General features: G+C 72.7%; 20 protein-coding genes. 10 read left to right on the top strand and 10 right to left on the bottom strand.

Going from position 1 to position 24,973, the window contains the following annotated elements; genetic code table 11:
* Positions 1 to 1,236, bottom strand: coding sequence for an acyltransferase (locus ACFV1J_RS04020; protein ID WP_385855635.1), 1,236 nt, complete (start codon positions 1,234 to 1,236; stop codon positions 1 to 3).
* Entirely contained in the window at positions 1,226 to 2,200 is a 975-nt protein-coding gene (locus ACFV1J_RS04015) for an alpha/beta hydrolase (RefSeq protein ID WP_385855634.1), read from the bottom strand. The genes ACFV1J_RS04020 and ACFV1J_RS04015 overlap by 11 nt, the downstream gene beginning before the upstream one ends.
* 182 nt (positions 2,201 to 2,382) lie before the next feature.
* On the opposite strand from ACFV1J_RS04015, the gene ACFV1J_RS04010 reads away from it, so the two are divergent.
* Together ACFV1J_RS04010 and ACFV1J_RS04005 are read left to right on the top strand one after the other, a co-directional pair.
* Entirely contained in the window at positions 2,383 to 2,811 is a 429-nt protein-coding gene (locus tag ACFV1J_RS04010; protein WP_385855633.1) for a protein-tyrosine phosphatase family protein, read from the top strand.
* A gap of 90 nt (positions 2,812 to 2,901) precedes the next feature.
* Entirely contained in the window at positions 2,902 to 3,432 is a 531-nt protein-coding gene (locus tag ACFV1J_RS04005; protein ID WP_385855632.1) for a DinB family protein, read from the top strand.
* Positions 3,433 to 3,491: 59 nt separating this feature from the next.
* On the opposite strand, the gene ACFV1J_RS04000 is transcribed toward ACFV1J_RS04005, so the two are convergent.
* A complete protein-coding gene (locus ACFV1J_RS04000) occupies positions 3,492 to 4,478 on the bottom strand; it encodes an LLM class flavin-dependent oxidoreductase (RefSeq protein WP_385855631.1) in 987 nt (328 codons plus the stop codon).
* 336 nt (positions 4,479 to 4,814) lie between these two features.
* On the opposite strand from ACFV1J_RS04000, the gene ACFV1J_RS03995 reads away from it, so the two are divergent.
* The 4 genes from ACFV1J_RS03995 to ACFV1J_RS03980 all read left to right on the top strand — a co-directional run bounded on the left by ACFV1J_RS03995 (position 4,815) and on the right by ACFV1J_RS03980 (position 9,672).
* Positions 4,815 to 5,156, top strand: coding sequence for a chaplin (locus ACFV1J_RS03995; protein ID WP_385855630.1), 342 nt, complete (start codon positions 4,815 to 4,817; stop codon positions 5,154 to 5,156).
* Between the two features lie 317 nt (positions 5,157 to 5,473).
* Entirely contained in the window at positions 5,474 to 6,250 is a 777-nt protein-coding gene (locus tag ACFV1J_RS03990) for an SDR family NAD(P)-dependent oxidoreductase (protein WP_385855629.1), read from the top strand.
* Between the two features lie 48 nt (positions 6,251 to 6,298).
* The gene (locus ACFV1J_RS03985) at positions 6,299 to 9,184 is read left to right on the top strand and encodes a BTAD domain-containing putative transcriptional regulator (protein WP_385855628.1); all 2,886 of its coding nucleotides are present in this window, start codon (positions 6,299 to 6,301) and stop codon (positions 9,182 to 9,184) included.
* Positions 9,181 to 9,672, top strand: coding sequence for a hypothetical protein (locus ACFV1J_RS03980; protein ID WP_385855627.1), 492 nt, complete (start codon positions 9,181 to 9,183; stop codon positions 9,670 to 9,672). The genes ACFV1J_RS03985 and ACFV1J_RS03980 overlap by 4 nt, the downstream gene beginning before the upstream one ends.
* A gap of 37 nt (positions 9,673 to 9,709) precedes the next feature.
* Here ACFV1J_RS03980 and ACFV1J_RS03975 read toward each other — a convergent pair whose 3' ends face one another.
* A complete protein-coding gene (locus tag ACFV1J_RS03975) occupies positions 9,710 to 10,450 on the bottom strand; it encodes a DUF6333 family protein (protein ID WP_385855626.1) in 741 nt (246 codons plus the stop codon).
* A gap of 63 nt (positions 10,451 to 10,513) precedes the next feature.
* Between ACFV1J_RS03975 and ACFV1J_RS03970 the strand changes: the two genes are divergently transcribed.
* Positions 10,514 to 11,125 carry a hypothetical protein gene (locus ACFV1J_RS03970; protein WP_385855625.1) on the top strand — a complete coding sequence of 204 codons (612 nt, stop codon included), beginning with the start codon at positions 10,514 to 10,516 and terminating at the stop codon, positions 11,123 to 11,125.
* 439 nt (positions 11,126 to 11,564) lie between these two features.
* On the opposite strand, the gene ACFV1J_RS03965 is transcribed toward ACFV1J_RS03970, so the two are convergent.
* A complete protein-coding gene (locus tag ACFV1J_RS03965; RefSeq protein WP_385855624.1) occupies positions 11,565 to 14,405 on the bottom strand; it encodes a TIR domain-containing protein in 2,841 nt (946 codons plus the stop codon).
* 235 nt (positions 14,406 to 14,640) lie between these two features.
* Between ACFV1J_RS03965 and ACFV1J_RS03960 the strand changes: the two genes are divergently transcribed.
* Complete coding sequence (locus ACFV1J_RS03960; protein ID WP_385855623.1) at positions 14,641 to 15,504, top strand: DUF4231 domain-containing protein; 864 nt, start codon at positions 14,641 to 14,643, stop codon at positions 15,502 to 15,504.
* 93 nt (positions 15,505 to 15,597) lie between these two features.
* On the opposite strand, the gene ACFV1J_RS03955 is transcribed toward ACFV1J_RS03960, so the two are convergent.
* Positions 15,598 to 16,008 (bottom strand): SHOCT domain-containing protein, encoded by a 411-nt coding sequence (locus ACFV1J_RS03955; protein WP_385855622.1) that lies wholly within the window; start codon positions 16,006 to 16,008, stop codon positions 15,598 to 15,600.
* A gap of 80 nt (positions 16,009 to 16,088) precedes the next feature.
* Complete coding sequence (locus ACFV1J_RS03950; protein ID WP_385855621.1) at positions 16,089 to 17,630, bottom strand: hypothetical protein; 1,542 nt, start codon at positions 17,628 to 17,630, stop codon at positions 16,089 to 16,091.
* Between the two features lie 355 nt (positions 17,631 to 17,985).
* On the opposite strand from ACFV1J_RS03950, the gene ACFV1J_RS03945 reads away from it, so the two are divergent.
* Entirely contained in the window at positions 17,986 to 19,296 is a 1,311-nt protein-coding gene (locus ACFV1J_RS03945; protein ID WP_385855620.1) for a cation:proton antiporter, read from the top strand.
* A 27-nt stretch (positions 19,297 to 19,323) separates the two neighbouring features.
* Here the strand turns inward: ACFV1J_RS03945 and ACFV1J_RS03940 are convergent, their stop codons facing one another.
* Entirely contained in the window at positions 19,324 to 20,724 is a 1,401-nt protein-coding gene (locus ACFV1J_RS03940) for a DUF2252 domain-containing protein (RefSeq protein WP_385855618.1), read from the bottom strand.
* Positions 20,721 to 21,713: a hypothetical protein gene (locus ACFV1J_RS03935; protein ID WP_385855617.1), complete on the bottom strand. Its 993-nt coding sequence runs from the start codon at positions 21,711 to 21,713 to the stop codon at positions 20,721 to 20,723. Before ACFV1J_RS03935 ends, ACFV1J_RS03940 begins: the two co-directional genes overlap by 4 nt.
* Before the next feature lie 309 nt (positions 21,714 to 22,022).
* On the opposite strand from ACFV1J_RS03935, the gene ACFV1J_RS03930 reads away from it, so the two are divergent.
* A complete protein-coding gene (locus ACFV1J_RS03930) occupies positions 22,023 to 23,351 on the top strand; it encodes a diacylglycerol kinase family protein (protein WP_385855616.1) in 1,329 nt (442 codons plus the stop codon).
* Here ACFV1J_RS03930 and ACFV1J_RS03925 read toward each other — a convergent pair.
* Positions 23,340 to 24,935 carry an MFS transporter gene (locus ACFV1J_RS03925; RefSeq protein ID WP_385855615.1) on the bottom strand — a complete coding sequence of 532 codons (1,596 nt, stop codon included), beginning with the start codon at positions 24,933 to 24,935 and terminating at the stop codon, positions 23,340 to 23,342. The genes ACFV1J_RS03930 and ACFV1J_RS03925 overlap by 12 nt on opposite strands.
* Positions 24,936 to 24,973: the final 38 nt, after the last annotated feature.

Below are 24,973 nucleotides of genomic sequence, written 5' to 3'. Positions count from 1 at the left end.
TCACCTTAGACACGCCGGGCCTTCCACCACCGAGGCGGGTGGGTACTCCCCCACCAGGGCGGGTGGCCGCCGGCGGATGCCCCGCCCGCCGCCGCGACGTTTCCGCCGCCCCTGCTCGTACGGGTGGAACGCCGCCCAGCACACCCCCAGGGCCACCACGAACACCGGAAGCCAGCCCAGCCGTTCCAGCACCCAGCCGGCCCCGTCGGGCAGGGTGTGCAGGCCGGGCAGCGGGTCACCGGCGAGCAGTCCGGTCGCCGTCACCGCCATCATCGCGGTCTGGTGCCACAGGAAGATCGTCATCGCCGAGAGGTTCACCAGTGCCACCGCCGCCCAGAGCGCGGGGCGCCGCAGCGCCCGCCGCAGCGGCCCGATCAGCAGCAGGGCCGCCCCGCACTGAGCCAGCCCGAAGGTGACGACCGCGAGGGTGGGCGGGTTGAGGTTGGAGACCGCGGCGCCCGGCACCCCGACCATCGACGCCGGATAGCCGCCCCATACGACGAGCCCGGCGGTGACGGCAGCGCCACCGACGAGCAGCACCCACCCGGTCGTACGGTCCCGCAGCCCGCCGCGTGCCCAGGCCGCCCCCAGGCAGAACGGCACCAGCCACCCCGCGGCCACGTTGATCCAGCCGAGCCGGCCGGGCCCGCCCAGGCCGAACCGGACCAGATCGACATGCAGCACGACGGCCAGCGGCCACAGCGGGTGCAACCTGGCGACCAGGGGGGTCGCGGCCGTCAACGCGGTGAAGACCAGCAGGAACCACAGCGGCGACAGCACCAGCTTGCCCAGTGTGTGCACGGTCTCCAGCCGGATCCCGGAGGCGAGCAGCGCGGCCGCCACCACGCCCCACACCACCAGTACCGCCGCGACCGGCCGGAACAGCCGGGACACCCGCGCGCCGAGCCACCGCCGGTACGACCGGCCGCGGGCCCGGGCCGCGGCGTAACTCTGCGCGGCCACCTGCCCGCCCACCAGGAAGAACACCGCCAGGGTCTGGAACACCCAGGAAACCGGCGTGAGTTGGGGCAGGAAGTGCAGCGGGCTGACGGCGCGCACCGTTCCGCTGTCGGCGACCAGGGCGGTCACCATCCAGTGCCCGAGCACCACACCGAGGATGGCGAGCGAACGCAGCGCGTCAACGGTCCGGTCACGGTCGGCCGGGGTTGCCGCGTCGATCCGCCGGGCGAGGTGGTGCAGGGCGGAGACGTGCCGCCGGACGGACTCACGCAGCACGGCGGACCTCCCCGACCGGGTGCTGCCCGTTGACGATCCGCGCGAGATTGGCCAGGGACAGCGAACCGGGCTTGAGGTAGTCGCTGTGCCCGCCCGGACCCGCCGCGAACGGCCGGGCACCGAACGCACGCGATACCGGATCGGCGCCCAACCCGAGGGTGCAGAAAGGCAGTTCCCACCGCATGTGCGGCACCTCTGCGACCCAGTCGTCGCCGCCGCGCCCCGCCCATACCCTCGCCCGGGTGTGCAGCCCCGCGACGCTGTCGGCTCCGGTGCCCGGACTGCCGTACAGCACGATGTCCCCCACCGCCAGCCCGGACGCGGCCCGGCCGCACACCACCGATCCGTACGAGTGGCACAGCACGGTGATCCGCACGCCAACACCCACCATCGACCTCAACTGGCCTATGAACGAGCGAAGTTGAGGCGCGGCCGCGGTCGCACGTGCCGGCGAGACCACATCGGCGCTCACCGTCCCCGGCGTCTCGTACCCGAGCCATGCGAGGACGGCCGCCCGGTCGCCCAGCTGCCGTCGCAGCGCCACCGCACCGGCCCGCAGCCGTCCGTAGGTGTCGAGACCGGTGTCCGAGCCGGGCACCAGCACGGCGATCCGCCGGGCCCGTGCCAGATCGCCGAACGCCTCGACGGTACGGCCCCCGTCCCGGCCGTCGAAGGTGAGGAACTGCCGCGCGGGCGACGCCATGGGGCGCAGCGCGGCCGCCCGTACCAGGTCGCCGTGGCGGGCGGCCATCCGCTCCGCCGCCCGGATCCCGGCACGATTGACTTCGTACCGCCCGGCGAGCTCCCCGGCGGTGGCCGCCCGCAACGGCGCGAGCGGGGCCGGGGCCGGCGCCGGAACGGCCGAGGGACGCGCCGCGCCGGAAACGGGCACGGCCACGGCGGCGGCGACAAGTGCGGCTAGCAGGGTGCGCGACAGACGTCTGGTGCGCGGGCGGGGCGCCATGGTGATGATCGATCCTTCCGTACCGGAAGCCGGTCGTGCTTCCGGTACAGAAGCTATGGAGCAGGCCTTTTGCCCCGCGTCCCGCTGGGGAGCGCATTCGCCGGATAGCTCTCAGGTATGAGAGGTACGGCCACCGCTGAAATGGCCTTCGCCGCCCTGCCGTTGGTGATTACCCTTCGCCCATGAACTCCACCTGGGCGTCCACCATGACCGGGGTCCTGCGCCTGCCGTCCGGCATTCTGGTCCGCGGCCGAGGGCTGCGGAAGCCCCTGCCGCCGGGACCGCATCCGGATTTCGCGCTCTACCTGCGGGGCCGCCGTCCGCAGCCCGTGGCCTGGGAAAGCCGGTGGTTGCGCTGGCCGGACTTCTGGCTGCCGACCGACCGCGACGGATTCGCCGAAGCCCTGCGGGACGCACGGGCACGGGCGGAGAGCGAACGGGTCGAGATCGCCTGCGGCGGCGGGTTCGGGCGCACGGGCACGGCTCTCGCCTGTCTGGCGGTGCTCGACGGTCTGCCCGCCCAGGAGGCCGTCGACTTCGTCCGCCGGAACTACTCACCGCGCGCGGTGGAGACCCCTTGGCAGCGCCACTTCGTCGGCCGGTTCGGGTAGTCCGTAGGAACCGCACGGCGAGCGGACATCGAGGACATGGACTGACCCATGAGGACAGCACCTGACCTATATGGCCCCTAAGTTCGTCCCATGACCACTCATTCTTCGGAAAGCCCGGCCTCCTCCCTTCCCGGCGAGCGCGGCGAGCTGGTGCGCGCGCTCGCCGAGCAGCGTGAGCTGCTGCTGATCACGGTGCGCGGCATCACCGACGCACAGGCGAGGCAGCGCACCACCGTGAGCGAGCTGACGCTGGGCGGCATCATCAACCACATGGCCCGCGGCGAGCAGGTGTGGGCGCAGATCCTGGCCAAGGGGGACGGAGAGCTACCGGACGGCATGCTGGACACCGGGCAGTACCGCATGGCCGAGACGGAAACGCTCCCGGAGCTGCTGGAGCGGTATGCGGCCGCGGCACGGACGGTCGAAGAGACCGTGCGCGCCCTGCCGGACCTGGACCGGACCGTGCCGCTTCCCAGGACTCCGTGGTCCCCGCCGGAGACGGTCCACTGGTCGGGGCGCCGGATCCTGCTGCACCTGCTCAGGGAAACGGCCCAGCACGCCGGGCACGCGGACATCATCCGGGAGACGTTGGACGGGGCCAGCACCACCGCCCAACGCTGATCACCGCACCCCACGGGAGAGTCAGCCGTGATCGGAGATTCAACCGTGACCGGTGGTTCCTACCCTGCCGTCGTGGCCTCGGAGTACTTCTTGATGAGGTCGTAGGAACGCAGGCGGTCGCGGAGGTCGTAGACCGGTGTGGTGAGCATCAGTTCGTCCGCGCTTGTCTCAGCGGCCAGTTGGGCAAGCCGGTGCAGGACGGTCTCGGGTGTGCCGACGGCTTGCTGGGCGCGGAAGCCGGCCAGTGCCTGTTGTTCCTGTGCCGTGAAGGGGTGGCCGGCCGCTTCCTCGGGGGTGGGGAAGGGGATCTCGCTCAGGCCCTTGAGGAGACCGGCCTTGACGACGTTCATCGGCCCGATGCGCCACGCGGCTTCCTCTTCCGTCTCGGCGCAGACCGTCTCCACACACAGCAGCACCCGGGGGCGCTCGCACCAGCGGGACGGGGTGAACTCCGCCCGGTAACGCTCCACCGCCGCCCGGGTGTTGTCCGGCCGGATGTGGTGGGCGAGGGCGACCGGCAGGCCGAGGCGTGCGGCGAGGGCGGCACCCGCGGTGCTGGACGCCAGCAGCCAGGGTTCCGGCAGCGGGTCGAGCGCGACCTCGTCGACGAGGAAGGACAGGATCGCGGCCACATCGTCGTGGTACTCGGCATCGGTCGTCGGGCCGGCTCCGCGGCGCAGTGCCCGGGCGATGGCCTCGTCGAAGGTGCCGGGGCCGCGGCCGACGCCCAGGTCGATGCGGTCCGGGTGCAGGGCGGCCAGCGTGCCGAACTGCTCCGCCAGCAGGAGGGGCGCGTGGTTGGGCGCCAGCACTCCGCCCGAGCCGAGGCGGACGGCGGAGGTCGAGGCGGCGGCGTGCGCGATCAGCACGACCGGGGGGAACGCGCCGATGGCCGGGGAGTGGTGGTGCTCGGCGTACCAGATCCGGTGGTAGCCCAGCCGTTCCATTTCCCGTGCGAAGGCGGTGGTGTCGCGCAGGGTCTCCTCGGGCCGGGTGCCCGTTTGGACCATCGCGACTTCCAGCGCTGAAAGGGGTACATCGATCATGACGTCAGCATAGGGACGAGTGTTCGACGAGGGGCCTTCTTTGGTCCACCCCGGCCGCCTTTGACCGTCTTCGCCGTCAACCGTACGAGTACCGGCAAGCACCCCGCCCCTACGGCGGGTGCGGGAACTAGCAGGCCACCGGCGTCGCGGCGGCCCATCAGGGTGAATCGAAAGGGTGAAATGATCTCAAACCCTTCACCAGAAGCGCACAGCTGCCGAAAGGAAGTGACAGGAGGCGGTAGCGAGCCGCCGCGATCGATCGGGAGATTTGCTATGTCACGCTTCACGCGAGTGACTGCTATTGCCGCACTTGCGGCAAGCACTGCGCTGGGCGGCATGTCGACAGCGTTTGCAGACAGTGACGCATCCGGCGTGGCGGCCGGATCGCCGGGAGTGGTGTCGGGCAACGTCCTTCAGATCCCGATCCACATTCCGATCAACCTGTGTGGCAACACCGTCGACATCGTTGGTGTGCTGAACCCGGCCTTCGGCAACACCTGCGTCAACAGCTCCGAGCACGTCGTGGTTCTCCGCCACGATGTCGAGCACCGGCACTTCAAGCACCACCACGCCAAGCCGGTCGAGAAGAAGCACCACAAGAAGAAGAAGCACCACAAGAAGAAGCACCACCGTCCCGCCGGTGGCATCCACACCGGTGGCGGCGGCCTGGCCGGCTAAGGACGGGAGCCGTACCGGGTGTGGCCGATGGACCACGGCGCCGCCCGGGACGGTCGTTGAAGCCCGCACCACAACACCCGTGCCGGGTCGTTTCCTCCGACAGCCCTTCCACTTTCACCGGAGGAGACGGCCCGGCACGGGCATTTCTGTGTGTCCGGGCAGAAGTGCTTCCCCTCCCCCCTCCCTGCGGCCCCGGTGAGCGTTCCCTCCCCGCGGCCCCGGTGAGCGGACGGTGAGCGTGCGGTGAGGCCGCGTCGGCAGTGTGTCGGCATCGCCGGTTCCACAGAGAGGACCGGCCGCCGAGTGAGGGGCTGACGATGGCTGGGACGACGGGTGCGTTGACGGGGAAGACGGCATTGGTGACGGGCGGATCGCGGGGCATCGGCCGCGCGGTGGCGCTGCGGCTGGCTGCCGAGGGGGCGTGGGTCGCGGTCCACTACGGGGGCAATGAGGAGGCGGCCCGGGAGACCGTGGCCCGGATCGAGGGGGCGGGCGGACGGGCCTTCGCCGTGCGGGCCCGGTTCGGGGACGACGGGGCGGTGGACCGGCTCTTCGAGGAGCTGGTCGCGGGGCTTGCGGGGCGGGGGCTGGACATCCTGGTCAACAACGCGGGCATCTCGTCGGGGAACCCGGTCGCGCAGGTGACCCGTGAGGAGTGGGACCGGCTGCTCGCGGTCAATGTCACCGCGCCCTTCTTCGTCGTCCAGCGGGCCCTGCCGCTGCTGAACGACGGCGGCCGGATCGTCAACATGGGTTCCACGGCCAGCCGCTTCGCGGTCTCCACACAGATCGGCTACACCGTCAGCAAAGCGGCGCTGGAGTCGCTCGCCCCGTCGCTGGCCAATGAGCTCGGCCGGCGCGGGATCACGGTGAACACGGTCGCACCGGGCGCGGTACGCACCGATCTGACCGCCGCCTATACGTCCGTGCCCGAGGTGGTCGCCGGGCTGGAGGCGATCACCGCGCTGGGGCGCCTCGGTGAGCCCGAGGACGTGGCCGACGTCGTCGGGTTCCTGGCGGGACCGCAGGGACGGTGGATCACCGGCCAGACCATCGACGTCTCCGGCGGTACGTATCTGGGTCCGATCGCCTGACCGGTGCGGGTGGCTCACCACCCGCTGGCGCTGTGGATAATCACCCCCATGCGCTTCGGAATCCTCGGCGGGACGCTGATGTGGGGCGACGACGGGGCGGAGGTCTCCCTGGGCGGACCCGCGCGGCGCGCGCTGCTCACCCTGCTGCTCGTCCGGCCCGGGGACGTCGTGCCGGCCGACCGGCTGGCCGACGGCACCGGGCCGCAGGGCACACCGTCGCCGCACGCGCTCCAGTCCCAGATCTCCCGGCTGCGGTCGGCCCTGGGCGAGGCGGCGGCGATCGAGCGGACCGGGGCGGGTTACCGCCTCGTCGTCGCCGTGGACGACGTCGATGCCGGGCGGTTCGAACGGCTCGCGCAGCAGGGCCGGGCGGCGCTGCGGGAGGGCGAGGCGCGGCGGGCGGCCGCCCTGCTGCGCGAGGCGTTGGAACTGTGGCGGGGGCCGGCGCTCGCCGACGCCGCCGACAGCGAGCCGGCCCGGGCCGCCGCGGCACGGCTGGAGGAGCTCCGGCTTTCCGCGTACGAGGACCGGATCGAGGCCGCACTGCTCCTGGGCGAACACCGGGCCGTGATACCGGAGTTGCGCGAACTCCTGGACCGCCACCCGCTCCGGGAACGGCTGGCCGGACTGCTGATGAGGGCGCTGTTCGCCGATGGCGGGCAGGCCGAGGCGCTGGTGGTGTTCGAGAAGACCAGGCGGCATCTCGCCGACGAGCTGGGCGCCGATCCGTCGGCGGAGCTCGTCGGGCTGCACCACGAACTGCTGAGTGCCGACCCGTCCCCCTCCCCCACCGCGCCGCCCGTCCCGCTGACGGCCTTCGTCGGCCGGGCCGACGAGGTGGCCGCGATCACCCAACTCCTCGGCGGCGCACGGCTGGTGACGCTGACCGGGCCGGGCGGTGTGGGCAAGACCCGGTTGGCGGTGGAGGTCTGCGTGGCGGCGGCCGAACAGGTCTGCTTCGTGGAGCTGGGCGCGTTGCGCGACGGTGCGCTCGTACCGCAGGCGCTGCTGCGCGCTCTCGGCCTGCGGGAGCGGGGGCTGCATGTGGCGGCCGGTGAGCGGGATCCGCTGGACCGGCTGCTCGCGGCCCTGTCGGGGCGGGCGCTCCTCCTCGTCCTGGACAACTGCGAGCACCTGGTCGAGGAGGTCGCCGCGTTGGCGGCGCGGCTGCTGGCGGCGTGTGCGGGTCTGAAGGTGCTGGCGACCAGCCGGGAGGCGCTGGGCGTCATCGGTGAGCACCTCCATCCCGTACGGCCGCTCGACGACGGGGCGGCCGGGGAGCTGTTCACCGCCCGGGCGCGTGCGGTGCGGCGCGGGTTCGTGCCCGATCCGGGGGCCGTACGGCGGGTGTGCGGGGCGCTGGACAACCTGCCGCTGGCCATCGAGCTCGCGGCGGCCCGGCTGCGCACGGTCAGCCTCGACGAGCTGGCGGCGCGGCTGCCCGACCGGCTCGCGGTGGCCGCACGCGGCACCCGGACCGTGGAGGAGCGGCACCGGACGCTGCGCTCGGTGATCGCCTGGAGCTGGGACCTGCTGTCCGATCCGGAGCTGCGGGCCGCGCGGCGCTTCGCGGTGTTCGCCGAGGGGGCGAGCGTCGCCTCCGCGATGCGGGTGTGTGACACCGACGAGGAAACGCTGGAGTCGTTGGCCGACAAGTCGTTGCTGGAGGGGGCCGGCGGGCGCTACCGCATGCTGGCGACGGTCCGCGCGTACGCCACCGAACGGCTGGGCGCGGCGGGCGAAACGGCGGCGGTGCGGCGGGCGCACGCCCGGACGCTGCTGGAGCTGGTCCGCGACGCCGAACCATGGCTGCGCCGGCACGAGCAGCTCCCGTGGCTGGCGGTCCTCGCGGCCGAGCACTCCGATCTGCTGGCGGCCGTGCAGTGGGCCGTGACGGCCGGGGAGACCGGGACCGCCGCGGAGCTGCTCGCCTCGGCCTCGACGTACCTGTGGATCCGGGGTGTCTCCGGCGCGCTCGCGCCGCCGGCGGCCGCGCTGCTCGACGCCGTGGGGGACGCTCCGCCGGCCGGGCACGGCGAGGCGTACGCGATCTGTGTGCTGCTCGCGGCGGCCGGACCGGCCGGCCGGGAGGTATGGCGCCGTCACCGGGCCCCGGCCGAACGGGCGCTGCGGGCGGCGTGGTCGGGCCCCGAGCCGGGTCGCTACCCGGCCGCGCTGCTGCTGTGGATGATGCACAACGCCGGCGACGGCGACGGGCCCGCCGCGCTCGCCCTGGTCTCGGCCCAACGCGACCGCCCCGAGCCGTGGGTCCGCGCGGCCGCGCACTACGTGTCCGCCTTCGGCTTCCTCGGCAACGGCGAGGGGGAGAAGGCCGAGCCGGCGTTCCGTGCCGCGGTGGCCGGGTTCCGCGCACTGGGTGAGCGCTGGGGTGCCGCGCTGGCCCTGGACGCACTGGCCGGTCTCGCGGGCGCGCGCGGCGCGCACGAGGAGGCGCTCGCGCTCACCGAAGAGGCCCTCACCCTCGCCGAGCAGTTGGGGGCCTGGGAGGACTGTGCCGATCTGCTCGTCAACCGGGGCGACCACCGCATCGACGCCGACCCGGCCGCAGCGCGCGCCGATTACGCCCGGGCCGCCGAGTGCGCCCGACGGGCCGGCAGCGCCCCGGCCGTGGCGGCCACCCGGCGCGCATTCGGCGATCTCGCGCTCCTGGAGGGGGACCCGGCCGCGGCCGAGGAGCTGTACGCCCAGGCCTTGGCGCAGCTCGACCCGCACTGGATCAAGGGGCTCGGCCACCGGGTGCGTGCGCTGGCCGGACTCGGCCGCGCGGCGGAGGCCCGCGGCGACCGCGCCGGGGCCCGGACCTACTACCAGCAGGCCGCCCGGTCGGCGTCCGTCCAGGGAGCGGCCCTGCCCGACGCGCTGCGCTTCCTGGGGTTGCCCGAGTCGTTGGCCGAGGCGGTCAGCGGCGGATGAGAGAGACGGAGAACCAGATGGATCTGGACGAGATGTCCGAGGCCGACATCGAGGAGCTCAAGGAGCGCTGCCGCGAGGCGTTGGAAGTCACCCCTGACGACGCCGAGTTGTTGACGGAGCTGGCCGTTCTCGAACTCCACGATCTGCAGATACCGCACGGTGAGGGCGTGGAACTGCTCCAACGGGCCTTTGACCTCGACCGCAGCGACACGATCTCGTTCTCCCACTACCTCGGTGAGCTGGCCGGGGTCGCCGATGAGGAGGAGATCGACGAGGTCTGCCGCCAGGCGATCGAGGCCGGGAACGTCACCGCGATGTTCGAGCTCGGCGTGCGCCTGGACGAGCGCGACGAACCGCGGGAGGCCGTCCCCCACCTGCGCCGCGCGGCCGACAACGGACATGCCGAAGCCCCGAGTTACCTCGCCGCACTACTCCGCGAGGTCGGTGATCAGGTCGATGACCAAGTCGGTGACCAGGTCGGTGACTAGTGGCCTTCGAGCCGCCGTTTCTCCGGTGGCATCGGTGTCACTCCGCCTCGAGCCAGACCTCTTCCATGGCGCCGATGGCGTGTTCGGTGTGGCGCACGCGGAAGACGGACTCGATGCGGCCGGTGTGGTCGAGGGGTGCGACCTTCTGGAGGGCGAGGCGGAACAGGCCCTCCCAATGGAAGGTGTTGGCGGCGGCGTCCATGTCGACCCACGCGTCGGACAGTTCCGCCGCGGTGATGCCGAAGGCGCCGACCACGTCGGCCGGTGAGCCGTCGAGATCCCAGAAATCCAGGCTTTCTCCGTACCAGCCGGCGGCGAACAGCCGGGTCCCGTCGGGGTGGATGATCTTGTAAGCGCCATAGGTCATGTGGTGGTCGATGGTGCACGAGGCGATGATCACGGCGTCGGGGAAGCGCTCGGCGAGGGATTCCGCTTCCTCCTCGACCGGGAACCTGCCGTCGCAGTGCACGAGACCGGGGTCGGTGATCTCGGTGACGCCGCCCCAGCTCCCGACCCGGACCAGTTCCAGGTCCGCGCGGGTACCGGCGGATGCGCCATCCGTCGCGGGGACGGTTCCCAGGTCTTCCAGGACCGCGTCGATGGTGCCGAAGGATTCGGCGAACCGGCGCGCGGCGGCGGGGTCATGCGCCGGGAGAGCGGCCGCGTCCGTGGGGGCTCCGGGCCGGACGAGGGTGAGCTCGTATTCGCCGGACCGGACGACATCCGCGTCCGGGGGAAGGTCCCAGAGGGAGGATGCGGTGAGTGAGGAGTCCGTCATGGGCCTCACATTAACTTTCCCGCGAACTGGCGTTTGGGAGGGGTGAGTTGGTTGAGTGAGCGCATGTCCCTTTCCGCACCGCAACGGCGAAGACGCCTCGTTGCCGCGCTGCTCCTCCTGAGCGCCGCGATACCCCTGACGGCCTGTGGTCAGCAGCACGTCGCAGCCGACGCACCGAGCACGTCCCCCGGCACGCCATCCCCCTCACGTCCCGGCCCCGCCGGCCCCGGCGCCTCTCCGTACGTGGAGCCCGGGGCCCACGACGGGGCCCCGCACTACGACGAGAACAACGCCCACCGGCAGCCCCGCGAGATGTCCCCGGCCAGTGAGAAGGACGCGCGGAGGGAGGCCGGCCGCATCGAGCCGGTCCTCAAACGCCTCTGGAAGCAGGGGAAGTGGGACCCCAAGAGCGTCCGCTCGGCGATGCTCGCGCTCGGGTACGAGCAGCAGCGGACCGGCGCCAAGGGTGAGCAGCTCGGCGGGAAGCTCGACGTGCGGGGCATGGAGCCCCGCTTCGAGGGGGACCACTACGTCACGCACGAAGGCGCACGGATCGGCCTCCGCGTCCACCGCGACGCCTGTGTCACCGCGTTCGTGCAGAAGACCAATTACCAGGTGCAGGTCAACGGGCCGTACCTGGAGTCGGGTTGCTTCGAACCGCCCTTCGCGCACTGAGGGACAAGGCCCCCGCCCGCCGGTGTGCGACGGGGGCCGCCGCTCTGAGGGACCCCACCCACTTTCACAAGTGCACAATCTCGTAAGCTGTCCTCAGCGCGAGGGAGCCCGCTCAGCCGTCCGGCGACCAACCTCCGGCTGAGGGGGGCTCCCTGCCTGGAATCACCGTCATCACTCAGCTTCGCGAGAGGGGATCCCCATGCAGTCTACGGAGGAACGGCCGCCGGCACCCCGGCGGTTAGGCCGATGGCGCCGCTACCGCAGGCTGGTCGCCACCAGCTTCCTGCGCGGCGCGTCCTACGCGTGCGGTACCGCGGCCATCAGTTTCGTGGCGTGGTGGGTGCGAACCCGCTGACGCACCGGCGGACCCGCTGATGCGGAGGCCCCTCCGGCTGCTGTCGGAGGGGCCGTTGCGTGCGGCTGACGTCCGTTCCCGCCGTCAGCCGCAGGTGGGCCGGGACGGCGGGGTGGTTCCCACGTAGCGGCGCCATTCGGCGTCGGTCAGGCTGCGGCCGGCGATCCGGCAGAGGCTGTCGATCCAGGAGTCCACGGAGAAGCCCCAGGAGAGGATCTCGCCGCCTTCGGTGGCGGTCCACAGCGTGCCCGAGTCGTCGACCAGGAACTCGGTGTGCTCGCCGATACCTCCCGTTCCGGACAACGTGCGGGGTGGGATGGGGAGTTGGGGGCCGCCGAGCCGGTCGCCGGTGTCGGCGTCCCATCGGGTCAGGGCGCCGCTGTCGGCCAGGGTGACGACGGTACGGCCGTCATCGCTCACCGCCACCCGGCCGCCGTTCGGCTCATCGCTCTGCCAGCGCAGCCGCCGCTCGTCGAGGTCCCAGCGGCCGAAGGTGCTCCGGGCACCGTCGAGGAACAGCGCACGGCCGGTGCCGGCCAGGGCGAAGGCGTACACCGCCTCGTGGTTTTCCAGCCGCGCCGTCTGCAGCTTGTGTCCGGAGGGGACCGCGTAGACATCGACCGCCCCTTGGGGATTTCCCACGGCGACGGTACGGCCGTCGGCGCTCAGGGAGGACGGCAGTAGGTCGTCGGGGCCGTGGGAGCCGGGCGGGACCACGATCCGGGTGCGCTGCGCCGACGGGTCGGCGAGATGGACCGCACCGTCCCCCGTGGTCACGACCAGAGAGCCGTCCGCCAGCGGGGCGATGTGCAGCGGGACCGCATGGTAACCCTCCTGCGACCCGGCCAGGGCCACCGTGCGCCGCTTCTCCAGGCGTTTGCCGACGAGGTGCCACTCCTGGACCAGGTGCTCGTCGCCCGCGTAGAGCGTGCGGCCGTCGCTGCTGAAGGCGACGCAGTAGTAGCTCCGCCCGTCATCGCCGCCGGCGACGGTGCCGCCGTCCGGGCTCCAGACGTGCAGCACGCGTTCCGGTTCCGATGTCGGCTCGTCCTCCAGCAGGTTGCTCCAGGCGATCCGGCCCCCCGGCCCGGTGGCCAGCGGCGGAGCCTGGACCATGGTTTCCTCGTCGGTGAGGGACAGGCCGTGCGCGTGGGCCGTCCGGGCCGCCTGGTCGAAGTTCCACAGCGCGACCGTGCGGCCGTGCGCGGAGGCGAGCCGGCGGCCCGTGGCGGAGAACTCCAGCAGCCCGGCACGCCCGACACCGGTGAGGGTGCGGACCTGGTTCGGCTGTCCTGCGGTCGGACCGTCGTCACCGTCCCCGTCGACCACCGTGATGCCGGACGCCGTCCCGACGGCCATCCGGTCGGTATCGGTGAGCGCCAGCATCAGCGCCTCCTCGTTGGGGATGAGGGGGAAGCTTCCGCAGGTGTCGGTGAGGGCTTCATGGCCCTCGGTCCTGGGGAGGCCCGCGCTGATGAAGCGCCCGTATTTGAGATAGCCGAAGCAGTGCCCGCCCAGGGACACGGCCGGCGCGTGCTGCCCGGCCGGCACCATCGTCTCCTTGCTGTCCATGACCGTGCGCAGCTCGGGCACGGTGTAGAGCGCGCCGCCGCCCACCAGGTCGCGCACCAGCAGGTGGGTCTCCTCGTTCTGGAAGACCACCCGGCTGTCGCGGTGGCCGGTGCTCCGCGAACGGAACTTTCTCCGGGCCTGCTCGTAGAGCGTCACCGTGCCGTCCTTGTCCGCGGCGGCCAGGTCTCCGCCCATGCCGAACGTCACCGAGCCCACCGCGCCCGGCATCGGCGCGAGCCGCCGCAGCTTCCGGCTCCCCAGGTCGTAGACGCCCAGATTTCCCTTTTCGTCGCCGACCGCCAGACGTTTGCCGTCCTCGCTGAAGGCCGCCGCCGTGATCCGGTCGGGCAGCGCGGTTCGGGCGCGTACGGTGCCGCCGTCGCTGCGCCACACCGTGACCGCACCGCCCTCGTCCCCCACGGCGACGGCGGCGTCGTCCGCGCTGAAGGCGAACGCGGTGATGTCCTTCGCGCTCGACACCATGGCCACCAAGTACGGGCTGTCCGTAGCGAGTTGGTTCAAGGCGGCGATGGCCTCGGGGGACCGCTGCATGCGGTACGCCTCGATGCCCAGCAGCGAGGCCAGTCGCAGGTTTCCGTCCTTGAGGTTCAGGGCCGTGGCGGCGAGCTGCCGGGAGGTCGCCAGCCGGGCCTGGCTGCGGGCCTCGTTCCGCTGCAGGACCGCGACCACGGAGGCCACGCCGGCGAGCACGGCGAGGGTGGTGATGACGGCGAGCGCGCCCCGGGCCAGCCGCCTGGTCTTGCGGTGCTGGGCGACGTCCGCACCGATCAGGTCCTCTTTGGGGCGGCCGTGCAGCGGAGCCGCCAGATCGGCCACGCGCTGCTGGAACCGGGGGTCGCGGAGCGAGCCGGGGTTGTCCTCCGGCATCCAGCGCAGGTCCACCCAGCGTGGTTCGTCCGTGAACATGCCCGCCATGGTGCGCGGCAGGCAGGTGGTGCGCTCCCAGTCGAAGTCTCCGCGCTGCTCGTCCCATACGAGCTCCCCGCCGGTGACGACGATGAGCACCTGCCGCGAACCCCGCCCGGCGCGCCACCAGTTGATCTCCTTCTGCACCCACTCCGAACCGGCCGATCCCGGGCAGGCGAGCAGGATGAAGGCACCGGATTCCGCGAGCTGACGCTCGATCTCCGGCCACAGCCCCGGATTCGCGGACAGCGAGGCATTGTCGAGAAAGACGCGCAGTGCGCGTAATTGCCGCCAGCTGCGCGCGAAATTCTGCAGTCCGCGCCGCAGATGGGCGGCCTTGGCGCTGTCCGAAGCATGGTGGTAGGAAATGAAGGCGTCGTTCCGGTACACCCGCACCCGCTGCTGTGCCGCGGTCCCCTCACCCATTTTCGGATCCCCCGTCCGTCAGGCCCGCCACGGGCCCGTCCCGGGGCCCATGGCCGCATCATCCTCATCGGCACCGGCCTGCGCAATGGCGCATTGACGGAGGCGCGTTGAGGCCCTCGCGGTCCACGATCGGCGTTCCCTCCCGGACGCCCGCGATCGCCTCTAGACTTCACCTTCCTCCGGTATTTCGGAGTCACTCTGCGCGGGCGGGGGGGGCGGGCTGCGGATGAGCGAGATGCGCACACTCGGGGACGAGGATTTCCCGGCGGTATTCCGGTCGGCCGACGCCGCTTCCCTGTCGGGGCAGCGGCGTTACATGTCCGGCACGAAATGGCGGCTGCTGCTGGCGATCGCCGCCGCGGTCTGCGCGGTGTCGAGCGCGGACGCCGCGGTGGCGCTGGTGCTCCTGGCGTTCCTGGCGACCGTCTACGTAGAGGTCTGGATGCTGAGCGAACGGCCGGAGCGGGCCTGGTACGACGGGCGTGCCCTGGCCGAGTCGGCGAAGACGCTGTCCTGGCGTTACGCGGTGGCCGGCGATCCCTTCCCGGCCGATCTGCCCACGGACACCGCGGAGCGCCGGTTCCACCGACGCCTGGAGGTGCTGCTGCGGGAGGCGCCCAGCGACAGCATCGTCCCGGTCGGTTCGATGGCCGCCACCGAGGTCATGGCCGAGCTGCGCCGGAGCCCGTTCGCGGCCCGCAAACAGGCCTATCTCGCCGGGCGCATCGCGGATCAACAGCAGTGGTACGGCGCCAAGGCCACCACCAACATCGCCCTCGCCCGCCGCTGGCGGCTCGCCCTGATCACCGTCGAGGGGCTGGGCGTGCTCGCCGCCGTACTGCGCCTCCTGGAGATCATCTCGTTCGACCTGCCCGGCGTACTGGCGGCGGTGCTGGGTGCCGGGGCCGCGTGGTTCGCGGTCCGGCAGTACGAGTCGCTCGGGCGGGCCTACACCTTCGCGGCGACCGAACTCAGCATCGTGCACCAGCGGCTGACCGCGGTGCACGACGAGTCACGCTGGGCGCAGGAGGTGGCCGACGCGGAGGAGGCGATCAGCCGGGAGCACACGATGTGGCGGGCGTCCCGCGGGGCGGTGTAGGCGTCCCGCGGGACGGTGTCGGCGCCGGCGGGCACATGCGACGGACTTCCGGACCGGCCCGGTGGGTCGTCCCTCTCCACGAGCCAACACCCTTCAGTGCAGGATCTTTTCCTTCGCCCGCTGGAATTCCGCCTCGGTGATGTCGCCCTTGCTCTTGAGCTCGGAGAGTTTGGCCAGCCGGTCCACGTCTCCGGCGGGGCCGCCCGCCACGTCCCGGATGTAGGCGTTCATGGCCTCCTGCTGTGCACGCGCATGGTGGATCTCGCGTTCACCCATCTCCCGGCCGCGCACGATCACATAGATCAGGACGCCGAGGAACGGGACCAGCATCACGAGGATGAGCCAGCCGGCCTTCGCCCAGCCGTTCATCCGCCGGTCGCGGAAGATGTCGACGATGATGCGGAACAGCAGCACCAGCCACCAGATCCACAGGAAGATCCACATCACGGTCCAGAAGGCGCCGAGGACCGGATAGTCGTACGCCAAGTACTCAGCCACAGCCATCGCTCTCTCCTGATCACCAGCCCGATCACCAGTGGTACGCCCTCACCGTCGCCCGCGCCGGCCGTCGGCGGCATCACCCGCTACGGGCGAACCGGCGGGCCGGGCGGCGAGTCGTCGCCGGGCGGCGAGTCGTCCTTGTGCGGGCCGGGGGGCGTGTCGTCCGTAGGCGGGCCGGGCTCCGAGTCGTCGGTACGGGGGCCGGGGCCGGGTGGCGCGCCGGGCGGTGCCGTCGTCGGTGGCGCACCGGTGGGCGGGGCGGCGGACGGCGGAACAGTGGCCGGCGGAGTGCCGGCTGCGGCGAGGATGCCCAGCAGCACCAGCACGACGACCACGATGCCGAGGACGAGGGCGACCGAGCCCGGTGTCGGGTAGTTCCACAGCACCAGGACCAGCGCACCGATCGCGATGACGACACCCGTCGTCCAGGCCTGGTGGGCGTCCAGCCACCGGCCCGCTCCCCCGGTGCGCATGCCGACGTGGGCGAGCCGTCGTCCGCTCGCGCCCGTGGTCCTCGCGGCGCCGGAGCGTACGGCGCGGGCAGCGCGGCCGGGCCCGTAGAGGTACGCGGCGATCGCGGTGATCACGGCGATGACGAACACCGTCCAGGTGCTGTTCCGCAGGAAGCGCACCAACGTGTCGAAGACGGCCTGCGCGGCCTGTTGGGTCTGGGTGCTCGGGGGCACCGAATCGAGGTACTGGCGGCGCGCGACCGCGAGCCCGACCAGCAGCAGGAGCATCATCACGGCGAGTCCGACACCCGCCGTCAGCAGGGTGGCCCGGTGGGCCGGCGCCGTCCACACCGCCAGCAGAACCAGCACCAGGACCGTCACGGGCAGCCAGACACCGACGATGTTGAGCACCATCATGGCGTTCTGTGCCTGCTGGAGCTTGTCCGTCTTCAGCAGGACGACCTGCCGGTCGACGTCGGGGATGTACTTGGCCTTCTCGAAGCCGCGGTCGACGAGCCGTTGCTGGACCTTGTCCACGACGGTCCCGATGTTCAGGACGACGGTGTCTCCGCGGGCCTGAATGGCGCTGTTGCCCTCGCCCGTGAGGACGTTCACCACGGCCGCGTGGGCGCGCAGGTTGGCGGCGTCCCAGACCTTGGCGAACTCGTCGCTGGTGACCACCTTGTAGACCACTTTGTGGACCGCGTCGGTCACCGCGTTCTCCAGCGGCCCGCCCAGCCGCCTGGTCTCCTTGACGATGATGGGCGGCGCGTTCCGCTGGGCGAGCGACTTCGCCAGGGCGTCGGTGACCCGTTTGACGTCGAGCTTCTTGACCACGTCGTTGGTCAGCCGAGTGGTCACCGCGTTCTGGATCGCCGGATCGCGGGCCAGCGGGGCGACCGTCTGTACGTACCGGTCGGCGTCGGAGACCTGGGACTGCGCCCAGGCGGCGACGGCGCCGAGCGGGGCCAGCAGGAAGGCCAGGACGAGGAGGACGGCCGCGCACGCGATGCGCAGCCTGCGGTGCTGCACGTGGGACGCGCGCCGGAGCCGCTCGTACTCGTGGCGCTCGGTGGGACTGAGGGGACGGTGGTCCTCGGGGCGGTCGCGGCCTTCGTCCGGACCGTTCGGGCCGTCGGGGCCGGGGGTGGCGGGGGTGGCGGGGGTGGACATGCGCGGCTCCTCGCTGACCGGGCCCCTGCCCTGAGGCGACCGAGGGGGCGTACTGCCCGGCATCGGCGGCAACTCGGAGAGGCACGGGCCGACGGAGTTCCCTCGTAGGCTGCCGCGCGCGGGAGCAGCGGCCATCACTCGTTCCGGGTGACCTTGCGGGCGCTGCCGCCGGGATGCCGGGGGCGGTCGCCTCCACTCAGGGGACTCGGCCGCCGGGCGCCGCCCCTGTTGCGGCGATACGCGAGCGTGCGACGTTACGCTCCCTGCGACCGGGAGGCGCCGGCACAGCAGGCGCGCCGGAGCCCGTGCGGCGACGGCGGCTCGGGGCCCGCCGCGCCCAGCCGAAGGAGCACAGGTGAGCGGAAACGGCGGGTGGGCCGTCGCTGCGGTGGCCGCGGTCACCGGCGGGTACGCCCTGGTCTCCCGGCGACTGGCCGCACGCTCCGTATCGGCCCCGATGGTGTTCACCGCGGCCGGCGTGCTCATCGGCCCGGTCGGTCTCGGGCTGCTCGACCTGCAGCACGACGCCGGACCGGTGCTCACCCTCGTCGAGGCGGCGCTGGCGCTGGTCCTGTTCTCGGACGCCGCCACCGTCCGTTCCGAGGAATTCCGCGGCGGCTGGTTCTTCCCCGCCCGTCTGATCGCCGTCGGACTGCCGCTGACGATCGTGGGCGGCGCTCTGTTGGCGTGGCCGCTGCTGCCGGGGGTGAGCGGCTGGGGACCGGCGCTCGTCGCGGTGATCCTCGCGCCCACCGATGCGTCCGTGAGCAAGAGCGCGGTGTTCGCCCCGCGCATCCCGGCGGTCGTACGGCACGGGCTCAACGCCGAGTGCGGCCTGAACGAGTGCTTGGTCCTGCCGGCCTTCGCCGTGCTCCTCGCCACCCTGCCCGGCACGGCGGCCGCGCACCAGGGCGTGGTGGGGATCCTCCAGCGGGTGCTCCTGCTCAGTCCCGCGCTGGGCCTGGTGGTCGGTGGCCTGGGTGGGTGGCTGCTGCGCCGGTCGCGCGCCGCGGACGGGATCACCCATGAGTGGCGGCGCATCCTCCCGCTGGCCGTCGCCGCCGGAGCGGCCGCGCTCGCGGCGGCCACGGAGGGCAGTCCCTTCGTCGCCGCCTGGGTGGCGGGCTTCGTCTTCTCGCTCGCGGTCCGCCCGGCGGCACGGCCCGGTGCCGCTCCGGACGGTGCGGACAACCCCGTCGAGGCGGTCGAGCACCTGGCCGCGCTGCTGGCCGCGCTGAGCTTCCTGGTCTTCGGCGCGGTACTGCTCGGCCCCGCGCTCACGCAGCTGAGTTGGCCCGTCGTCGGCTATGCGGTGCTGAGCCTGACCGTCGTCCGGCTGCTGCCCACCGCCCTCGCGTTCGCGGGCAGCGGGCTGCGCGCGCCCACCGTGCTCTATGCCGCCTGGTTCGGTTCGCGCGGGCTGCCCTCCCTCGTCCTCGGTCTGCTCGTGGCGACCGAAGCAACCCCCGGGGCCCGGCCGGCGGGCACGGTGGTCGCCGTCACCATCGGGCTCAGCGTCCTGCTGCACGGGCTCTCGTCCGTCGTCCTGGCGGACCGCTACGGCCGGTGGTACGAACGGGCCGCGGCCCGCCGGCCGGCCCTCCGCGAGGGCATCACGGACCGGCTGCCGGGCGAGCGCCGGCCGCCCGAGTGGAAGAGCCAGTGACCGAAGGCGCGCCGGTGGGCCCGACGGTCAGTCCCGCCGGGCGGTGACCCGGCCGCGGTGCACGGCCTCGTCGAGTGCCCGGAAGTCGCGCTCGTTGCGGTCGGCATAGGTTTCGGCGAACTCGGCCAGGGCCCGGTCGAAGACGTCCTTGCCGCCCAGGTAGGCCGCGATGGCGATCCGGTCGCCGGACCGGGCGTGGGCGCGGGCCAGGGTCGCGCCGCACAGCTCGCCGTAGAGCCGCATCCGGTCCGGCGACATCTGATCGGTGCGGGCGGCTCCTTTCCAGTCGTGCAACTGCCGTACATAGAAGTCGCGTTGACGCCCGTCGATGCCGGTGACGCGTTCCCAGCCGAGGAAGATGTCGCTGACGGCCTGCATCAACTGCTGTCCGTGCACCACGCGTTGGCCCTCGTTGGCGCATCCCGTCGGATCCGTGTAGGGCGCCAGGACCGACGGGTCGGCCTCCTTGGCCTGCAGGAACAGGGGATCGTCGTCGTCCCGGCCGAGCAGCAGCACGATCCAGCAGCGGGTGCCCACACTGCCGACACCCACGACCTTGCGGGCGGCGTCGACCATGCGGAACTGTCGGAGGAGGTGCCGGCGATCGGCGGGCAGGCTCTGGCCGTAGCCTTCGATGAGGCGGCGCAGGTGGCCTTCGAGTTCGGCGCGGTGGGCGCCGGTCAGCAGGTCGCCCAGCGGAACGACCAGGGGCGGGTCGGCGACGATCCGCCGGGTGCCGTCGACGACCTCGGTGAGCCGCTCGAAGGACCTCAGGTGGTCCCGGCTGCGGGCGGTCTCCAGGATCCGGGCGAGCCGGCGGCGTCCGCGCTTGCCGAGCCGGTCGGCGAACAGCGCGCGCAGCTGCTCGGTGTCGGACCGCGCGTACCACACGTCGAGGGTGCGCATTCCGGCGAAGCCGCGCATCGCCTCCCGGTAGGAGCGGACCGTGGCACGGACGACGTCCCGGCGCTGCTCGACCGGGAAGCCGTTGTCGCGGGCCGCGACGGCCGTGCTGGCCGCCAGCCGTTTGACGTCCCACTCCCACGGGCCGGGCAGGGTCTCGTCGAAGTCGTTGAGGTCGAAGACCAGATGGCGCTCGGGCGAGGCGTAGAGCCCGAAGTTCAGCAGGTGGGCATCACCGCACAGCTGGGTCTCGATCCCGGTGTGCGGACGGGCGCCGAGATCCGCGGCCATGAGGGCGGCGGCGCCGCGGTAGAAGGAAAAGGGCGATTGCAGCATCCGCCCGTAGCGGAGCGGCAGGAGGTCCGGTACGCGTCCGGCGCTCTGCCGGTCGAGGATCTCGACCGGGTCGGGCCGGTCCGGCCGGGGCTCGAACTCGGCGTGCGACGAGCGTGGCAGGCGGTCCCGCGCCGCCTTGCCGCGCCTGGCACGTTCGGCGGGTGTCGGGTGGGAGGCATCCGTCCTCATGGCCCGCTCCTTCCTCCTCCGGCCAGTTTTGCGCGGTGTCGTACGAACCAGGCGCCCGCCGCCAACAGGGAGACCACGACGAGCACGAGCAGGGCGGTCCCCCAGAACCCGCCGACGACCCGCACCCCGGCCAGTGCGACCGCGGCGGCGGCGAGGAAGGGCGCCACGGTGAGGGCGAGGAGGCGCAGGATGGCCGCGATGCCGGCCGCCCGGGGCACGCGGGTGAACCCGCGCCGGTGGCGGACCCGGTCCCCGGTGGCCCCCGGGGTGTAGTACCGCAGGGCTTTCGCCCCGAGCCGCAGGGAGTTCTGCCGGTAGATCCACGCCAGGGCCGGCACCCAGATCAACGGCAGCACCATGCCCACGAGGAAGAGGGCCCCGATCAGGGCCGTCGACACCACCCGCTGGAGGGTGCTCGGCTTCTCGCCGCCGCCGGTGATGCCGAGGATCGCCGCCATCCTGACGATCAGTGACCACCGGGTCCGACGGGGAAGCCGGCCCCGGCCGCCCGGTGGGTGGCGCGGCACCTCGGGCAGGACGGCCTCGGCCGCCTCGGTCGACGGGTACACGTCCTGCAGGACCAGCAGGTCCGCCACGCGGGCTTCGCTCCGGGGGTCCTGTCCGGCGAGCGCGGCCAGTTCGAGGACCATCCGGGCCTGGGCGAGCAGGGCCGCGACGAAACTCAGCGGCATGAGGACCACGAAGGGCCCGCCGAGCACGGCTCCGTCGGCGATCGTCATCCGCGTGCCGTGGGCGATCACGTCCCCGGCGAGTTCGTCGTGCCCGGCCTCGGGCCGGTGCTGCTTGCGCCGGGCCACGGCGGTCGCGGCCCGCGGCCCGAACCGGCGCACCGCGAAGAAGGCCAGTTGCTCGGGCATGTGCCGGGGGTCGGCCCAGATCATCGGCAACAGCGCCTGGGCCTGCACCCTCGTCGAGTCGTCCGGCCCGGCCGGCCGCGACCCGTCGGTGGTGTCTCCGCCGCCGTTCATCCGGCTCCAGTTCCTCCGCTGCCTCCGTGGCGCCGGGCTCGCTCCTCGGCCGTGGTGGTCCGGACCGTGGTGGTCCGGCCGTGGTGGTGGTCCGGCGGGCGGCCGGCTGGCACGGTCCGCCGTCACCGCTCCGGCCTGCACCCGGCGGCACTGCCACTCTGAGTGCCGCCCGTCCGGACTGCCTCACCCGTTCCGGGTGACGGTGGCGACCGCGTCGGACCGCCACCATGGGGCTACGGACCGGCCGCGAGCGAGACGCCCTCAGCCACATCCGGCCCTCCGGGCCATGCAACAACGTACGGAGATGCCATGAGACGTGTCGGCGCGCCCGGGCGGGCGGGGCAGCGCTGGAGCGCGCGGCTGGCGGTCGTGGCCGGAGTCGGTGCGACGGTGCTGCTGCTGTCCGTGGCGGGGCTCCGGAGCCTGGTGCTGGTGGCCATGGGGCTGGCGGGACTGGTGGTTTCGGCGGCGGCCGGCTGGTGGGCGCTGTCGCGCCGGGGGGTGGCGCGCGGGGTGGCGCTGCTCCTGGCCGTGCTGGCGCCGGTGGCGGTGCTGGTGTCGTATGTGGCGGCGCGCCTGCTCTGGCTCGTGCTGGTCTCCCTGGGGCTGTGGCTGCTGGCCGCCGCCGCGGGCTGGGCCGCGCTGCGGATGGACACCCTCGTACTCCCCTCCCCCGGCCGGCCGACCCAACCGCCGGAGCGCGCCTGCCTGCTGATGAATCCGCGCTCCGGGGGCGGGAAGGTGGGGCGCTTCGGGTTGCGGGAGAAGGCGGAGGCGCTGGGTGCGGAGGTGCTGCTGCTCGACGCCGCCCACCACGGGGACGTGGCCGGGCTCGCCCGGGACGCCCTCGCCCGTGGTGCCGACCTGCTCGGTGTGGCGGGTGGTGACGGGACGCAGGCGCTGGTGGCGGCGGTGGCCGCGGAGCACGACGTGCCGTTCGTGGTGATCCCGGCCGGGACGCGCAACCACTTCGCGCTGGACCTGGGGCTCGACCGGGACGACCCGGCACGGAGTCTGGAGGCGCTGACCGACGGGGTGGAGTTCCGGGTGGACCTCGGGCGGGTCGGGGGGCGGGCCTTCGTCAACAACGCGTCCTTCGGTGCGTACGCGGAGGTCGTACAGAGCCCGGCGTACCGCGACGACAAGGTCGGCACCCTGCTGCGGCTGCTGCCCGATGTGCTGACCCATCAGCACGGTCCGCGGCTGTCGGTCAGTGCCGGGGACGTCAGCGTCGACGGCCCCCAGGCCGTGCTGGTCAGCAACAACCCGTACCGGGTCGGTGATCGTGCCGGGCTGGGCCGTCGCGACCGGCTCGACGGCGGGGTGCTGGGCATGGTGAGCGTGACGGTCGACAGTGCGGTCCAGGCGGCCGGTCTGCTGCGCGGCCGGCATGGGCAGGGGCTGGTCTCGCTGACCGCCGAGGCGCTCGTGGTCGACGCCGACCGGCCGGAGGTGAGGGTCGGGGTCGACGGTGAGTCGCTGGCCCTGCCCACTCCCGTGCGCTGCGTCTCGGAGCGGGCCGCGCTACGGGTGCGGGTGCCCCGGGACCGCCCGGGCGTCCCGCCGGCCCGGCCGCGGCTGGACTGGCGGCGGCTGGGCACCCTCGCCCTCCCTGCGAGGCATGGGTCAGCCGGCTGAGCTGACGGCCTTCGTGGCCGGCCGCTCGGCCGGCAGCCGGCGGGTGAACGGGAAGGCGGCGAGCGGGACGGCCGCGGCGGCCAGGACGGCGGCCTTGAGGCTGTTCAACTGCGCCGTGGCGTAGGAGTCGACGAGCGCATCGGTCTCGGACGGCGGCAGCGCGGCGCGTTCCGCCGCCGCGCGCACCTGGTCCGCGCTGACGAAGCTGACCCCGGCCTCCATGGCGATACCGGCCTGGTGGCGTGCCGCGTCGGAGACCTTCGGGTTGTTCTCGATCTGTGTGGTGAAGGCACTGACCAGGGCGCCGATCAGCAGGGATCCGATGAGCGCGGTGCCCAGGGACGACCCGAGGTTCTGCGCGGTGTACTGCAGACCGCCCGCTTCGCTGCGTTCGGTCTCCCCGACGCTGGACTGCACGATGTTGCCCAGCTGGGAAGCGAGCAGCCCCATGCCCAGGCCGAGGACGGCCATCGCCAGGCCGAAGGAGAGGTTGTCGATCCGGGGCTCGATCGTCGCGAGGAGCCAGCCGGCCGCCACGACGAGCACGAGGAGGCCGCCTCGCACCACCGTGCGGGGTGCCGCGATCCGGCCGAGGAGGGGGCCGGTCATGGCGGACAGCAGCATGGTCACCGACACCGGCAGCAGGCGGAGGCCGGTCTCGAAGGCGTTGAAGCCCTGGACGACCTGCAGGTACAGCGGGATGACGAAGAACAGGCCGAGCAGGACGAGGTTCTGGCAGAGCAGCATGGTCAGGCCGGAGCGCAGCGGCGGGACGCCGAACAGGGACAGCCGGACCAGGGGGATCCGGCCGCGCTCCTGCTCTCGCCGCTCCCAGCCGCAGAACAGCCACAGCACGGCGGCCCCGGCGGCGATGACGAAGAGGGTCGGGGCGAAGCCGAACAGCGTGAAGGGAGGATTGCGCGGTGTGAGCCATCCCCAGGAGCTGCTCTGCAGCACGCCGAGGACGACGAGGGCGAGCCCGGCCGCGGACAGCGCGACGCCCACCCCGTCCAGCTTGGTCCGCGGCCCCGGCGGGGCGTCCGGGATCCACCGGACCACGCACAGCATGGCGACGACCACCACGACCTCGCCGGCGAACACCAGCCGCCAGGTCAGGTACGTGGTCACCCACCCGCCGAGCAGCGGCCCCACCGCGATGCCGGCACCGGCCAGGCCGCCGATGACGCCGTAGGCGACCGCCCGCTCCCGGCCCCGGTACGCGCCGGCGACGAGCGCCGCGAGGGCCGGGAGGACGAGCGTGGCACCGAGGCCCTCGATCACGGACCAGCCCAGGGTCAGCACCCACAGCGACGGCGCAAGCGAGGTGAGGGCGGAGCCGACCGCGTACACGATCAGTCCCACGGTGAAGACCCGGCGGCGCCCGAACGCGTCGCCGAGCTTCCCGCCCGTGATCATGAAGGCGGCCATGACCAGGGTGTAGAGCGTGATGACGCCCTGGATGGCGGTGACCTCGGTGTCGAAGTCCTCGACCAGCTTGCTGATCGACACATTCATCACCGCGGTGTCCAGCACCATCAGGAACTGGGCCGTCCCGAGCACGATCAACGCCCGCCATCGCTGCACGCCTGCACCTCTCCCGTTCCGGTGCTGCCCGATGAGGG

This window comes from Streptomyces sp. NPDC059649, assembly GCF_042734445.1.
Taxonomy (GTDB): Bacteria; Actinomycetota; Actinomycetes; order Streptomycetales; family Streptomycetaceae; genus Streptomyces.
Note: the sequence above shows the minus strand (reverse complement) of the source record. Positions and strands in the feature narration are given on the sequence as shown.